The 15,391-nt window shown below is 44.5% G+C and carries 15 protein-coding genes and 1 pseudogene; 9 read left to right on the top strand and 7 right to left on the bottom strand.

From position 1 onward, the window contains the following. The 8 genes and pseudogenes from AB4135_RS00560 to AB4135_RS00525 all read left to right on the top strand — a co-directional run. Positions 1-183, top strand: a pseudogene (locus tag AB4135_RS00560) (transposase); the annotation flags it as partial. A 1,188-nt stretch (positions 184-1,371) separates the two neighbouring features. Continuing rightward, on the top strand, positions 1,372-2,028 hold the full coding sequence (locus tag AB4135_RS00555; protein WP_371989385.1) for a Bax inhibitor-1 family protein: 657 nt from the start codon (positions 1,372-1,374) through the stop codon (positions 2,026-2,028). Positions 2,029-2,253: 225 nt separating this feature from the next. Next, positions 2,254-2,637, top strand: a complete 384-nt coding sequence (locus AB4135_RS00550; protein ID WP_371989383.1) for a hypothetical protein — start codon at positions 2,254-2,256, stop codon at positions 2,635-2,637. Between the two features lie 102 nt (positions 2,638-2,739). After that, positions 2,740-3,195, top strand: coding sequence for a GNAT family N-acetyltransferase (locus AB4135_RS00545; protein WP_371989396.1), 456 nt, complete (start codon positions 2,740-2,742; stop codon positions 3,193-3,195). Positions 3,196-3,466: 271 nt separating this feature from the next. Further along, on the top strand, positions 3,467-3,895 hold the full coding sequence (locus AB4135_RS00540; RefSeq protein ID WP_371989382.1) for a DUF2753 family protein: 429 nt from the start codon (positions 3,467-3,469) through the stop codon (positions 3,893-3,895). A 108-nt stretch (positions 3,896-4,003) separates the two neighbouring features. Further along, complete coding sequence (locus AB4135_RS00535; protein ID WP_371989380.1) at positions 4,004-4,216, top strand: hypothetical protein; 213 nt, start codon at positions 4,004-4,006, stop codon at positions 4,214-4,216. 8 nt (positions 4,217-4,224) lie between these two features. Then, the gene (gene sodN / locus AB4135_RS00530) at positions 4,225-4,686 is read left to right on the top strand and encodes a superoxide dismutase, Ni (RefSeq protein ID WP_371989378.1); all 462 of its coding nucleotides are present in this window, start codon (positions 4,225-4,227) and stop codon (positions 4,684-4,686) included. Between the two features lie 79 nt (positions 4,687-4,765). Next, positions 4,766-5,017 (top strand): hypothetical protein, encoded by a 252-nt coding sequence (locus tag AB4135_RS00525; protein WP_371989376.1) that lies wholly within the window; start codon positions 4,766-4,768, stop codon positions 5,015-5,017. A 15-nt stretch (positions 5,018-5,032) separates the two neighbouring features. On the opposite strand, the gene AB4135_RS00520 is transcribed toward AB4135_RS00525, so the two are convergent. The 6 genes from AB4135_RS00520 to betI all read right to left on the bottom strand — a co-directional run bounded on the left by AB4135_RS00520 (position 5,033) and on the right by betI (position 11,695). Beyond that, complete coding sequence (locus AB4135_RS00520; protein WP_371989374.1) at positions 5,033-5,521, bottom strand: MarR family winged helix-turn-helix transcriptional regulator; 489 nt, start codon at positions 5,519-5,521, stop codon at positions 5,033-5,035. A gap of 131 nt (positions 5,522-5,652) precedes the next feature. Further along, positions 5,653-6,357, bottom strand: a complete 705-nt coding sequence (locus AB4135_RS00515; protein ID WP_371989394.1) for a TorF family putative porin — start codon at positions 6,355-6,357, stop codon at positions 5,653-5,655. A gap of 19 nt (positions 6,358-6,376) precedes the next feature. After that, positions 6,377-7,594: a BCCT family transporter gene (locus AB4135_RS00510; RefSeq protein ID WP_371989372.1), complete on the bottom strand. Its 1,218-nt coding sequence runs from the start codon at positions 7,592-7,594 to the stop codon at positions 6,377-6,379. A 331-nt stretch (positions 7,595-7,925) separates the two neighbouring features. Further along, positions 7,926-9,626: a choline dehydrogenase gene (betA, locus tag AB4135_RS00505; RefSeq protein WP_371989370.1), complete on the bottom strand. Its 1,701-nt coding sequence runs from the start codon at positions 9,624-9,626 to the stop codon at positions 7,926-7,928. Positions 9,627-9,635: 9 nt separating this feature from the next. Further along, on the bottom strand, positions 9,636-11,099 hold the full coding sequence (gene betB / locus AB4135_RS00500; protein WP_371989368.1) for a betaine-aldehyde dehydrogenase: 1,464 nt from the start codon (positions 11,097-11,099) through the stop codon (positions 9,636-9,638). Then, complete coding sequence (betI, locus tag AB4135_RS00495) at positions 11,090-11,695, bottom strand: transcriptional regulator BetI (RefSeq protein ID WP_371989367.1); 606 nt, start codon at positions 11,693-11,695, stop codon at positions 11,090-11,092. Before betI ends, betB begins: the two co-directional genes overlap by 10 nt. A 720-nt stretch (positions 11,696-12,415) precedes the next feature. On the opposite strand from betI, the gene AB4135_RS00490 reads away from it, so the two are divergent. Then, positions 12,416-13,390 carry a nucleoside hydrolase gene (locus AB4135_RS00490; RefSeq protein WP_371989365.1) on the top strand — a complete coding sequence of 325 codons (975 nt, stop codon included), beginning with the start codon at positions 12,416-12,418 and terminating at the stop codon, positions 13,388-13,390. Positions 13,391-13,484: 94 nt separating this feature from the next. Here the strand turns inward: AB4135_RS00490 and rbsK are convergent, their stop codons facing one another. Then, positions 13,485-14,663 carry a ribokinase gene (gene rbsK / locus AB4135_RS00485; protein ID WP_371989363.1) on the bottom strand — a complete coding sequence of 393 codons (1,179 nt, stop codon included), beginning with the start codon at positions 14,661-14,663 and terminating at the stop codon, positions 13,485-13,487. Positions 14,664-15,391 lie beyond the last annotated feature (728 nt).

Below are 15,391 nucleotides of genomic sequence, written 5' to 3'. Positions count from 1 at the left end.
TCAGCGACTGAAAATAATATCCTCAATCGATTAAATATCCCCGCAGATAATTGGATTAAAATCGTTGCAGAATTTGGTGAGTTATTCCATGGTCCAGTAGGGACACTACAAGAATTCAGCCGATACTGCGAACACCTCAACAAGCGACGACGGCACTTTTCAAGCAGCTGTCAGTACATGTAAACAGAGTAGACACTCAACCCCACTTTAAACCAACATCAACCCCATATTCCTCAGTTCAAACACCGAGTTAATCAATCGCGGCCTTAAACCCATCAATATCAGCAAACTCCCCCATTTCCTTGAACTGTCTGGTCATTCTTTGTTGAAAATAATTCAATTACGCCTTGGGTAGTCGGCAATTGTTGATATCGCTTTTCCAACTGGGTATGTTATTGATTAATAATGGCTGGCTTTGTTTTTTTGTTGCACTAACGCATTTCGGTCCAGTAATTAGCTTTTCCTTTGGTCAGATATCTCGTGACTAACAAACCATGCTTGATTCACCAAATACACCCATCCCCCATTGGAGTTGCCGAAGTACGTTGAAGAAATAGCCGTAGTGCCCACAAGGACGTGGGCATAGCTTTCGCGGGACAGGATGTCCCATCGGAAGCGTTAGGCTATTTCGAATAAGTATGAGGAAGACAACTTCGTTCGGGGCGCTGAGGGATTGTTAAGGGGCGCAAGCGCTTTGCCCCTTGGCTCGGGTGTGGGCGAAGCGCCACGACCTTGGCCAAGCGAAGCTTGACATGTGGCATAGCCACGACTTTAGTTGTTAGACGCAGTTTAACTCTGGATAAAGAGGCCGGAACTAATTCGAGAAACAGGCATACTTTGTCTAATCAAAAACTCATGAGCTAGAGCAGATTTTCTAGCTCATTACTGTCCAAAAACGAGTTAACGACTACCATGGGCTTGCTAGGTATTCATCTGGGGTGAGCTGTGCAAGCTGCTAAATCATGGATGATTTAGCAGCGCCTATAGGGATATATTTACGGCTTTTTTGCAAAAGCATATGCATATGCATTTATTGCCATGTATTATTTAAGCCTGGCACTGATCTTTAGACCCTTTGAATTAACCCATCCGCTTTTAAACATTGGTAGGTTTATTAGGCTGCGCTTTCTTTTCATAAAAAGAAAAGTCGTGGCGGCTTCGTCGATTATTGTTATAAACGAACCAAAGGGGGAAACGTTCGTCTCACTTTTAGATATTGGTATGCATTCCCCTAACGAAAGACAGTGATTACTCATTTACAACAACCACTTAGTGATGATAGGTTTGCGTCATAGTAATAGTTAGCAGTATTTATAACTGCGACTCATAACCCTCAAAAATAGTAAATGATCTAACCTCTAGGGATATAAAATGGAAGTAAAAGTATTTAACCGGACTGAAACCAGCGATAAGATCATCAGTGGTTCTGTTTATAATCTTGTTATCGGCTTAACGCTAATTTGGGGCTTTGCCGTAAATTGGTTAATGGTTGCCAATATTCCAGTTGAATCGATAAGTAGTATTAACCCGATAATTTTCTTTATTGGTTATTTTGCATCATGCTTTTTCGGTATCTATCTGTTCAGTAAATCCGATAACCCGATTGTTAGTTTCATCGGTTACAATTTTGTGGTGGTGCCTTTTGGGTTAATCATTAACTTGGTAGTAAGCCAATATAATCCTGATATTGTATTAGAAGCAATCAGAGTGACAGGCATGGTCACCTTTGTGATGATGCTTTTAGGTTCTATGTACCCAGCATTTTTCAACAAAATAGCGGGTGGTCTTACAATCGCACTGCTTTGTGTCATTGTGGTGGAGCTCATTGAAATATTTATTTTTAACACTCATCACGGCATCTTAGATTGGATCGTTGCGATTATCTTTTGTGGCTATATTGGCTACGATTGGGCACGCGCCAATGCCATTCCAAAAACCTTCGATAATGCAATTGATAGTGCCGCTGCTTTATATATGGATATTATTAACTTGTTCTTACGCATACTGAGGATTTTAGGTCGTAAATAGCTTTCATTCAGCAAAGAGTTTGCTTTTGATCGTGCAGGCTTTAAGTTGATCATGTCACTTGAAGTTTGCACCATTGCTACCTGTGGGCGGTTGAATAGCGGTTAAATCGCCACTAAATTAATCCACAAAATTGAGATAAAAATGAGTGCTCATATTGGTCGTTTTAACTCGCGGCTTATTTGCTATAGCATAAAGTTCAATGATTATTGTTGAGGAACTTATTAAATGAGTAGTCCCATAGCTGGTTTTTATCTCTCAGCTCGCAACCGAAGACAAAAAGCTATTTTTGAGCGCTCCAGCAGAACACTAATCAGTATGGCGATTTGCCTTGAGTCTTTAGGTAAGGTGCTTATTTCTGATAACGCTAATTGCGCTATAGGGGAAAGTATTACTTTTCAAAGCGGCAGCCATCTTATTGAGGTAAATACTCGCCTTTTAACGTCCGGTACACTTCATGTAGTCTGCTTTATTTTTGCCGATACACTTATTGCCCAGCAGGAGTTTAATTTATTGCCTAATGAGCCTATAACCTCTGCTATAGATAACCATGAACAGATGATAATTACCGCCTTGGCAAAGCCTTGTGCTGAGGCTATAAGCGCTAGGTAGGCGTGGCAGTACTTTGCTCATCAATACGGTAACTTTAACTTTTTTTTAGATTCAATTGCTTGTAACTGTAAGGTCGACAGCAACATAATGACTATGAATAACATGCAGATCCGAGTTGGCCCGTTAGATAACCCGCAGGTATTAGCGCTGCTAAGTGAGCACCACCAAGATATGTTGTCGCACTCTCCCATTGAGAGTGTGCATGCTCTCGATATCTCAGCTTTAAAAGCCGCTGATGTTACCTTTTGGAGTTTGTGGTGCGCCGATCAATTAATGGGCATTGGTGCGCTCAAACAGCTTAATAAGCACCATGGCGAAATTAAATCAATGCGCACCAGTGCTCAGTTTCTTCGCCAAGGTGTGGCACATAAAATATTGGCGCATCTGATTGCTGAGGCGAGAGTTCGAGGTTATCAGCGCTTGAGCCTTGAGACTGGCTCTATGGATGCTTTTAAGCCTGCACAGAAATTATATCAGCAGTTTGGTTTTCAAGCGTGTTCACCTTTTGGCGATTACAAACTAGAACCTTATAGCTCGTTTCTAGATTTAGCCTTGTAACGGTTGGCATTGTACATTCACATCAATGCCGCTCTTTGAAGATTAACCCTGTTTACCCTGCTTGCTTTACGCCACTCAGACACACGTTCCCTGTAATTCTTTACATAAGTAAATTATCAAATTGCCATTTGAGCATCATTTTTAACTGTGCTAAATTTTAATGAGAACTATTCGTATTTAAGTTGTATCGAATACAGTCGATGACACCATTGCGATTGTTCGGCAGATTTAGATCGAGTTAATAACCTAGTGCAATTAAATTGGTGATGAAATGGAAAATTGGCAGCAACTCATGAACTCAGGTAATCAACATTTTAAAGACGCTGCTTGGCTGGATGCTCAATATTGTTATCAGCAAGCCATTTCGTTGATTGAGAGCGAATGGTCACATCAGCTGAGTGATCGAGATTTACTATTTGCATGGATTGCAGGCATGCATAATTTGGCGCATTTGTATGAGTCTCAGCACCAGAGTGAACTGGCATTGCATTATCTAAAGTATGCACATGAAAAGGTGAAGTCACTGTCTAGAAGTGATTCTGTTTGTGAAACGGTGAGAAGCTCTGCTTTTCAAAGTTTAAGTCTTACTATTCCACCTATCCTCGACTTTGCTAAACGTAATCCTATTTGCGATGACTGTGTGTTGGCATTGGAGAAGACGGCAGCTCTACTCGGTGCACAAAGCTCCTCAGTACATTAGTTTGTCTTACTTTTGTCATTAGAGCATTAAGTCGAGGCCGCTCAAACTTTAACATTACGGCTTTTGCTGCTAATAGGGCCCATTTTATATTTACATAAAGGATTATCAATGAAAAAGCGTTACCCCATCGCAACGGCGACCAGTTTGTTAGCCCTGTTTTCAAGCGTTGTATTTGCACACCCTGGGCATGACCATAGTGCCGAGTCTGCAAACCTTATTCACCTATTGTGGGCTGCTCCCGTACTACTGGCAGCCATTGTTACTTATAAATGGTTTAAGGCTAATTCGGCAAAAAAATCATCGCTCGATGAGCACCTGTAGGAGTTCGAATGTTAGTTAAATTAATGAATAAAATTGACAGTAAACGGCCTTTTACAACCGTGTCCGCCCACTGTGATATTCCTTGCAAAATCTATGACCCGATTACTGCGCAATTAGCGGTTCTGACCATGATAAGAATGGTCGATCTGCTCAATGAATTACCAGAAGTAAGTACAATGTCTGCAGCGCAACTGGCGCAGTTCAACCGTTTGGTGGGGGAGAAAGAGCTGCATGGGAAAAAAGTGAAAGCGGAAATACAAGTTATTTGGGGGGATTATATAAAACAACCTCAACTGGATGCTTTTCCTGAGTTGCATTCGCTCACACATAACATCATGTTGACCGCGTCTAAAAGTAAGCAGCATATTGATCGGGCTGCAACGGTGGAACTGCTTACACTGGTCAATCGCTTCGCTGAAATCTTCTGGGGTTGCGGTCTATTCAGCAAACTGCCCATATCCACCTGCTGAAACAGTCGTTTATCCAAAACTTGAGTCTTAGTACACTGCTATGTTTGGTTTAAGCGTTAATAAAGTCGCAGGAGACAGCATGTTTCCGCGGCTTAAAAGTGGCAATTTTGTACTGCTATCAGAGCATTTTGATAAGCAGGCACTAAAGGTGGGTGACATCATTAAATTGCTGCATCCGCGCTACGGTTATATCGTCAAAACGTTAGTGGGGATTGACCATGCGGGTAGGTATTGGTTTAAAGGTGAAAACAGAGCGAGTGTGGGCATCGATGAAATCGGCCCCATTACAGCGTCACAAATGAAGAGTAAAGTGATTTTAGTCGTAGGCTGAGCGAGTTAACTTACGCTAACTCTTAGCTGCTTCATCTGCTTGAATTTGTCCAACCAACAATACCGGTGCGGCATCGAGCTCGTTAGCATCCATCATTGAAGCAATACGTTCAACTGACGATAATAGCTGGCTTTGTTCCCACTGCTCTAAATTTTGATAGCGAGTAATAAAGTGTTCTTGTAATGGCTTGGGTGAGTCACTTAATAGCGCTTTGCCTGAGTCACTCAGTGATAAATGCACCTTACGTTTATCGGTTTCACTGCGGGTTCTAACAACCAACTGACGGCTTTCTAATTTATCGACAATCGTGGTAACGGTAGCTGGACTTAAAGACACCTCTTTAGCTATCTCTTTGGCCAATGGCGCATTAAGTTGCTCGATATTTTGCATCACCATTAATTGCGGCCCCGTAAGTCCAGACTGCTTATTAAGTTGCCGAGAATGGATATCAATGGCACGGATCACACGACGCAATGAGATCAATAATTCTTCGTACTTTTCCATAACTTTTCCATGCTAGTGATACTGAATTAACGGCAAGTGTATGCCAAAATAAAAATACGGCATAACGACAGAGCGTTATACCGTATTTTAGACTGCATGTGCAAGGCACAGCCTTAGCTAAAATCTAATCACTAGAAGTTAAAGGTTCTTGCGACAGACAAAACAGCGCGAGTGTCGGCGGTATCGATGTCCATGCTGGTATCTTCAACAGCTAGGTTAAAGTCGAAACCTTTCCAGCTCGTCATGTATTCAGCGCGGTAATGGTTATACGCCTTATCGCCATCCCAAGCCCATTTTGCTTCATCGGTAGAGGTAGAACGATCAAAGCTAATGCGTATATCATGGCCTTCTGCAACGGTAAAAGTATGCGCCGCCATCATGATGTAATGACCGGCATCAACGCCAAAGTAGTCCCAGGTGTACCAAAAGTTCAGTTCAGTTTGACCTACAGACGAACCATAACCAAATTTGGTGTAAACCTCTGGGTACTTGTAATCGCTAGAAGCGTCGTCGCCATGGTAAGTGTAGTAGGCAATACCTGCATCGAGTGAAACACTTTCGCTTAGCTGGTAAAACATACCGCCGTAGAAATCTAGCTCCAGCCACGTATCATCGCCTGAGCCGTAATCAACGTTTGATGCCCAAGTTCCAACATACCAGCCCGCATCGGCAGCATAGTCAAGGCTTGCCTGCAGGGCTGGACCGTTATCTGTTTGGCTTACACCGTTAAAGGTGTAATCAGAGGTCACGTTAACCGTTGAGCTAACACCTGCAAAGGCTGAGGTCGGTAGAGTCATTAGACCGACTAGCGCAAGACTTTTAATTGTTGTTTTCATCATTTCCCTTTCTTTCTTATTAGTTAGCTAATTCAATTTTGCTAAAGTCAATTTTGTTTTCTTTTGGTGAATGCTCAATCGCAGCCACTTTGTTAAATTTGGTGGCTAAGATATAACCAAAGCATGCCAAAATAAGTGCAATCGCTAATGCGCCAACCCACTGGATCTCAAGGAAGTTAAGCTGGAACAGTAGCGTCAGACCACTCATCAGTGCGATATTACCGATGATATATTTGGTCTTGCCGAAACGTTCAACCGTTAGGTTTAGGTTGTCGGTGTATAGGCGGATTAATGAGTCGAGTGAGTTGACTACAAAAGTTATTCCCACTAACACCATGGCGATGTTGTAAAAGCCTGTGGTGGCTATTTCATTGGCGCTGTAGTAGTACAACACCGTAAACCAAACGGCGATAGGTAGTGACGGAAATACCATCATGGCGATTAACACCTGATAGGTTTTCATGCCGCCGACAAAGCGAGAAGTAAACTGGCCAATCATGATGCTCCAAGCAAACCACCAGAAAAGGTAGAACTCGTGGTAATCATTTAGTGGCAGCACAAACTGGTGGATATTACCGAAGTAATCCCCGAGCATGGCAAAGGTCGTGACAAATTCGCCCACACCAGAGTCTTTTGATAAGAATGCGCCGGCCCACATCAATACAATTAAACCCATGAACAACCAAGTACTGGCTAAACTCAACTTTCGTACGTAGCGGATGCTAGTACTTGAGTAAACTGCAGCGGCAATAATCACAAATACGATGAGGTAGAAGCTGCTAACAACCGTTTCACCATCACCCATCTCTGGTAGATACCAAGGTAAGTTGGTCAGTAGTAGGTAAGCGGTAAACGCACAAGTACCAATAATCACCACGTTATTAATGAATTTAATTAGTGGGATTTCGAAGAACTTGACTCTTGGCTCTATGACACAGAAATAGAAACAGGTCAGAAAGTAAAACGCCCAGATAAGAAATGCCCAGAAGCCAAACTCAATCGCTAGCGGGTTGGTAAAACCATACTCAGGGCTAGCTGCGACGTCGGCGTAACCGCCAAACTCGGTCAGCGGGAACATGATCAGTCCCACGTCCAAACCTGAGGTAAACAAAATGGCGATAAAGGTGAAAGTACGCACGGGTGTGACTCCGACACACTTAACATTGCCCCAGCGGTAAATCACAAAAGCGATGGCTGCGAACGTAAATAATATCCCTATAGTAAGCCAAGTAGTCATTACAGAGCTCCCGACTTATTGTTGTTATAAAACATAGGTTTAAATCCTTGTGTTTATTATTGTTATGCTAACCAGCGGCAAATTTTGGCCGCAAAAATCCCTCAAGCCTTAATTTTCGATTTAGCGAAAGTTAAGGTTTGATAAATTACAGTTGGCGATTATGGCCATTTAGCCTTACTTGGCTTAGGCTGACCGAGGCCTATACCCAACTATTTTGAAATGCGCAAATTGATCGCGGATCATTTCCAGTTCGTTGGGGACATCGATTGGCTTAGCGCCTTAATGCTGTGCTAAACCAAGCGACCTATCTTGTGGCGCTATCATTTGGGTACTATCTCTTTGGCAAATGGTTGCGCTGTTGTTGCTGCCAATTATCGGCAGTGATCACTGGTGCTGCACTTGGCGCTAATGGGCTATGACCTAAAATCAAGTCTGCCGCTCGCTCTGCGACCATAATGGTTGGCGAATTCAAATTACCGTTTGGAATGGTTGGAAAAATAGAGGAATCAACCACTCTAAGGCCTTCCATGCCGTGTACTCGGGTCTGTGAATCAACCACTGCCATCGCATCTTCGCCCATTTTGCATGAGCAAGAGGGATGGTAAGCACTCTCAACAGAGCTTCTGACAAAGCTGTCTATCTGCTCATCGGTTTGCACGCTAATACCTGGCTGGATCTCTTCGCCGCGATATTCATCGAGTGCGTTCTGGTTAATGATCTCGCGAGTAAGGCGCACACAGGCGCGAAAGCCTTCGATATCATCTTGATGCGACAGGTAATTGAATTGAATACTTGGCGCAACATGCGCATCACTCGAAACCACTTTAATACTGCCGCGGCTCTTAGGCTTGTTATGGCCAATGTGCACCTGAAAACCGTGGCCTGCAAAGGCTTCTTTGCCGTCATAACGCATAGCTGCTGGCAGGAAGTGATATTGTAAGTCTGGCCACTCAAGGCCTGCTTTTGAGCGAATAAAACCACAAGACTCAAAGTGGTTAGTGGCACCAAGCCCTGATTTATTTAAGATCCAGCGAGTGCCGATAAATAGCTTATTCAACGGGTCGAGTTTGCCATTCAGTGATATTGGTTTAAGGCACTTAAATTGGAAGTAGAACTCTAGGTGATCTTGTAGGTTCTCGCCGACACCTGGCAGTTCATGCACTTGCTCAATGCCAGCTTGTTTAAGTGTCTCGCTTGCGCCGACACCTGATAACTGCAAAATATGCGGTGAGCCTACTGAGCCTGCAGACAGTACCACCTCTTTGTTAGCATTAACTTCAATGTGCTTACCTTTGCGCTCAAAGTGCACTCCGACGGCTTTTTTGCTCTCGCCAGCTTTAGTCGAAAACAATACTTTATGCACCAATGCATGGGTGATAACCGTCAAGTTGCTACGCTTCATAGCGGGGCGTAAATAAGCATTTGAGGTTGACCAACGCACACCATTTTTAATCGTCATGTGCATGGCGCCAAAACCTTCTTGCTGCGCGCCGTTGTAGTCATCCGTGGCTAAGTAACCGGCATCAACACCGGCATCAACAAAGGCTTTATAAAGCGGGTTTTTCATCTCATTGCCGTTGTTAACGGCGAGAGGTCCAGCTACGCCGCGGTAATCATCTTCACCAAACGCCCAGCTTTCAGCTTTTTTGAAGTAGGGTAGGCAATGGGCATAATCCCAGTCTTTTGCTCCCTCTTGTTGCCACTCATCAAAGTCACGCGCATGGCCACGCACATAGACCATGCCGTTAATAGATGATGAACCGCCCAGTACCTTGCCTCGAGGGCAGTGCATACGGCGGTTATCTAGATGTGGCTCGGCTTCGGTTTCAAACTGCCAGGCATACTTAGCGGTATTCATTGGAATAGACAGCGCAGTTGGCATCTGGATAAAGATGCTCTTGTCACTACCACCGGTTTCTAATAGCAGTACTTTGTTGTTGGCATTGGCAGATAAACGGTTGGCGAGTACACAGCCTGCGCTACCAGCGCCAACAATAATATAGTCGTACTTTTCATTTGATATAGAGGTCATGTCAGCGCCTTAAAATGGACTTTCAAGCGGCTGCATACCTACGTATACGGCTTTGATTTGAGTGTAAGCTTTTAGGGTTTCACTGCCGTTTTCACGGCCAATCCCCGACATTTTATAGCCGCCAACCGGCATCTCTGCTGGTGAGGCGCCATAGGCATTTATCCAGCAAATACCGGCTTGCATCTGGTGTATCACGCGGTGGGCGCGGGTTATGTCTTGGGTAAATACACCTGCGGCTAGGCCTAAGCGGGTATCATTGGCGCGACGCACCACTTCATCTTCGTGCTCAAACGGTAGTACTGACATTACCGGGCCGAAGATCTCCTCTTTACTTAATGTCATTTCATCATTGCACTGACCAAAAATTGTCGGCGCAACAAAATAGCCATTAGGACTATTTTCAGGGCTAAGCGTATGACCGCCAGCCAGCAGCTCGGCGCCTTGCTGCTTACCAATCTCAATGTAGCTCATCACCTTATCCAGATGCGGTTTAGAGATAAGCGCGCCAAAATTAGTGGCAGGATCCATCGGATCGCCGCAGACGATATTCTCTTGGGTGCGTTTAAGCAGCTTTTCAATAAACTGAGGATAGATATCTTGTTGTACAAATACCCGAGTGCCGTTGGTGCAAATTTCGCCTTGGGTGTAAAAGTTACCTAACATAGCTGCTGATACGGCATTGTCGAGATCGGCATCATTGAAGATGATTAGCGGCGACTTACCACCAAGCTCCATAGTGACCTCTTTCAGCGAACTGGCAGCGGCAGCCATCACTTTTTTACCCGTGCCGACTTCACCGGTGAAAGATACTTTTGCTATCTCTTCATTATGAGTTAGCCAAGCGCCAACGCGGCCGTCGCCTTGCACTACGTTGAATACACCAGCGGGGACGCCAGCTTCGGTAAAAATCTCAGCTAACTTTAATGCACCAAGAGGGGTTTCTTCCGACGGTTTAAAGATCATCACATTGCCGCAAGCCAGCGCGGGGGCAGATTTCCAGCAAGCAATTTGTAGTGGGTAGTTCCAGGCGCCAATCCCGGCACAAATGCCTAAAGGTTCGCGGCGGGTGTAATAAAAATCATCGCCAACCGATTGTTGGTTGCCTTCGATACTCGGCGCAAGCCCAGCAAAGAACTCAATTGAATCGGCGCCAGTGACCACATCAACCACTGACGCTTCTTGCCATGGCTTACCGGTGTCTTGTACTTCAATGGCAGCGAGCTCATCGTTACGCTCACGCAGCAGTGCTACCGCTTTAAGTAAAATGCGACTGCGCTCAAAGGTGCTCATTGCTGACCAGACTGCAAAACCAGCCTTTGCGCTGTCGATTGCCGCTTGCTGGATCTTGTCATCGGCAACTTCAACTAAATAGTTGACCTTGCCAGTGGCTGGGTTAATCACTTCAAAGGTTTCGCCGCTACTGTTTTTGAGCGCTTGTCCATGGATATAGTTTGGATATACAACTAGTGACATCGGGTTTCTCCGTACTGCATGATCACCGCCTCGATAAAGGCTTTACATAAAATTTGTGCCTGTTCGAACTCTTTCTCTGGTGCAGCGCTTAAGGCACTACGTAACCAAAAGCCATCAATCATGGCGGCAGTTTGTTTGGCTGCAGTGATGGCGTTGGCATGGGGAAGTAGTTTTTTGAAAGAGAACAGAAGGTTGCTATATAGACGTTGGCTGTTGATATGTTGCAACCTCGCAAGGCCTTGTTCGTGCATGGCCTGTGACCAAAAGCTTAACCAGGTCTTGGTTGCAGGTCTTGAGCGTTGTAGCTCGGTAAAGTTAGCCTCAACAATGGCGTGTAACCTTGCTAGCGGCAGCAACTCCTTATCTGCGGTGCGGCTCAATAGCGCTTGTTTAAGCTGATCGAGTAGGTACTTTTGGGTTGCTTCAATTAATCCCTGTTTGCCGCCAAAGTAATGGCTAATTAATCCTGATGATAACCCGGCCAAGCCACTAATCGTATTGATGGTGGTGTTGTGTAAGCCATGTTGTTCAACCGAGACTAAAGTTGCGTCGATGAGCTGTTGTTGGCGGACGGTTTTCATTGGCGGGCGCGGCATAAAAGTCGAGATCCTGAATGGCTATTATTGTTAGTATTTTTGTAGCTAAAATTGTTAATTGAACGTTCAATTAATAACAACTCTAATGGTTAGAGCTGTAACTATCAACCTTTATTAAAATTTGCGACTTGAATCACAGATTAAATTTTTCGATTTATGCTTGGAAGTGTTCGGCTGTAAGTATCTGATTAACATGGGGCTAAATCGGCGAATGATAAGTGTTCAATAGTCTCTGTTTTGCAAAAAATAAAGTTTGAACAAAAATTAGTTTCAACCGTAATCTTTCCCATTCGATAGCGTTGGTTGTTGTTATTCGAACGAGGGGGCTTTTGTGTTCAGGGAGGTGATTTGTTCATAACCAGCTTATTGGCCTAAGGGGAAATTAATGAGTAACAAGCAATGCCGCGTTAATATGGATGTGAGTGCTTAGGTTCAGCTTGGCGCGATGAAACGGGTGATTGAGTCCATTGAACTGCTACTGAATTTCGCATATTCAGGTCGCACAGCTATATACGAACCAAGTTGTTCTCTTTTTTGTAGAAGTTCTTGGCTTTATCACACTCCTTGTTTAACACTGTCCGTATATTAGGGGCTTGTTAAGCTGCTAAGCTTTTTACTTATTCACCTTTAACTCATTTGATATTGATGTCATGAAGCGCTTTGCGTGCAATAGTGCAACCGCTAGATATCGATATCATAGAAAACAGGATGATAGATCCAATGGTTAAGAAAATCATATTAGACACAGATCCAGGGATTGATGATGTCATGGCGATCCTGTTCGCTGAGGCGCACCCTGACATAGAGCTCAAAGCGATAACCACTATTTACGGTAACGTGACTATTGCAGGCGCGACGCATAACGCTCTGTACCTAAAACAAAAGTACGGCCTTGAGGCCGATGTGGCCGAAGGTGCTAGTAAGCCTATTGTTAGACCTCCCGTTGGACCAACCGTAGCGGTACATGGCGAAAGTGGTTTTGGTGATGTGCAGGTTCCAGCTGATGTAGCGGGCAAGGCCGATAGTCGCCCTGCTTACCAATACATCATTGATGCGGTAACGGCCGAGCCAAATGAAATCACTCTTGTGGCAATTGGCCCGTTAACCAACTTAGCACTCGCGCTGCAAGCTGAGCCTAATATCGTTAACTTGGTCAAAGAAGTGGTCATTATGGGCGGCGCATTTGGTGTTAACGACCACCGCGGAAATGTGACCCCTTATGCAGAGGCTAATATCCATGACGATCCGCATGCTGCCGATATGGTATTTGGCGCTGCTTGGCCGGTAGTGATTATTGGGCTTGATGTTACCGAGCAAAGCTTCTTCACGGCAGACTATTTAGATAAGCTGCGTGATGATGCCGCTGAAGTGGGTCAATTTATTTGGGACGTGAGTCGCTTCTATCTTAAGTTCTATAAAGAAAAAGTCGGTTTAGATGCTTGTCACGTACACGACCCATCGGCGATTGCTTATGTGATTAAGCCTGAGCTGTTTACCCTTAGAGAAGGGCCTGTACGCGTGGTGACCGAAGGACCTGCTGAAGGAATGACTATTCAGAAATTCGATGGCCGGCAATACATGCATGATGAGTGGCAAACTCAAACACCACAACGTATTGGCGTTGCAGTGAATGATAGCGAACTACTGGAAATTTACCGCAAAACTATTATTGATTACGGCCAAAAGCAGCGCTAGTTCGATAGCGTTTTTGTATCCCGCTTTAAAGTAAAAAGCCTAGTGTTGAACACTGGGCTTTTTTATAACTTGTAGTTTGAGTTGCTGGTTGTCGTTACAACCGTGCAGCCACTAGGCTCGCATCTGGCATATTGGCTGCACCTTCACGCTCTACAGCCAGTGACGCATAGGCGTTAGCAAATCTAGCAGCATCGAATAAGCTGTCACCTTTAACAATTTGAGCAACGAGTGCGCCGTTAAAGGCATCACCTGCGCCAGTGGTATCAGTAACAACACATTTTATGGCAGCAACTTCACTAAAACGGCCGCTTTCATACAGCAGTACACCTTGAGCCCCGCGGGTAATAACAACCTTATTCACTCCCATCTGGCTGATTTTTATCGCCGCTTGTTTAGCGCTAGTAAGATCGGTCACTTCGATGCCTGTCATCAAAGAGGCTTCAGTTTCATTTGGGGTCACCATATCCACATATTCCAATAAACTTGGAGTCTCGCTATGGTAGGGCGCTGGGTTAAGCACCACATTTACGCCATGGGCGTGCGCTATTTGCATCGCCTGTTTAACCGCATCGATATTGTTCTCAAGTTGAGTCAGCAGTAGATTCGCCCCCACAATGTGTTGTTCCGCTTGTAATATCTCTTGCTGGGTAATGTCGGTATTAGCACCAGAATGCACTGCAATCATGTTCTCACCTGTTTGCTGACAAACATAGATGAGGGCATTACCCGTCGGGCTGTTGTCCGATTCGGCTATAATCGCGTTATTGATCCCCGTCGTTGCTAAATGCTCTTTAGCGAAATGACTAAATTGATCTTTACCTATTTTGGTCATAAAGGTGACGTTGGCGCCCGCTTTTGCCGCTGCATAAGCTTGGTTTGCCCCTTTACCGCCAGCACCAATATTATTGCTCAGCGCATGTAATGTTTCACCGGGCTGGGGAAAACGCTCCAATGTAGAGACGATATCGACATTAAAAGAGCCGAGTATAAACACTTTGTTATTCATTTCATTACCTCTACGTTTACTAAGAGTCTGCGTGGCTGGACTTGATAAACTGGCATTGCTGGTTAACTGTGATAATAGGTTATCCAGACAGTATTTATCGGCATCGAACTCCGCTGAGATCTGTACACCACCATGAGTCCTTATCACCTGCCGTTCGTTTTGCAGTAACACCAGATCGCAACGAATGGTCTTAGGCGTGACTTGCAGTAATTTGGCAAGTTGAGCATTGGATAAGGTTTTATGTTCACTGAGCAGTTTTAAGATCACTGTCAGTCTTTCATTTCGGCTGAGTTTGTTCATAGGGTTGAATATACGCGTAGCGGTTTAAAGAGGTTGTGATTAAGCTAAAAGCTTAGCATGGGAAGTGAACCAAATGGTTTGTTTTTTAGAAGAGGTTCTAATTTTCCTTTGGTGTGGATGCGGCCTTGCGGCCGAAAAGTCGTGGCGCTTCGCCCACACCAGAGCTTCACCGTGGTAGCAATCAAACTTCGTTTGATAAAGGACGTGGCGCTTCGCCCACACCAGAGCCAAGGGGGAAAGCGCTTGTCCCCCTTAGCGAACCCTCAGCGCCCCGGCGAAATTTAAAAAGCGAAATTTCCAACGGGGGAGATCTGACTCTGTGAGTTCATTGAAATACTTTTAGGCTCAGACGTTTACGGGAAAACAGTTGAAGCTAAAACACTATTGCTAAGTATTAACACTTAAACAACCAAGTGAAGATGGAGTAGAGGCCTTCGGTTTCATAGCCAGCTCTGTAGCATACAGAGTTATGGAGCTCAGATGAAAGCGAAGAACGGCCATTATGGCGCAAATAAAGATGCCAAAAACTGTCCTGCTAGGCATCGATAATTTTTTAACATTTCACAAAACCTATAAAAATCAGACTGATGGAAAATGTAAAAAAGTGATACACGGACCCATTGAACACCCTAGGCTCTCTTTCTCCGCACTCAATAAGGCCGTTTATGTCGCCTGAACTTAGAAATTATCTATTT

The sequence above is a fragment of the Shewanella sp. 10N.286.54.B9 genome (assembly GCF_041468565.1).
Classification (GTDB): domain Bacteria; phylum Pseudomonadota; class Gammaproteobacteria; order Enterobacterales; family Shewanellaceae; genus Shewanella.
This window is presented reverse-complemented; position numbering and strand designations above follow the sequence as displayed.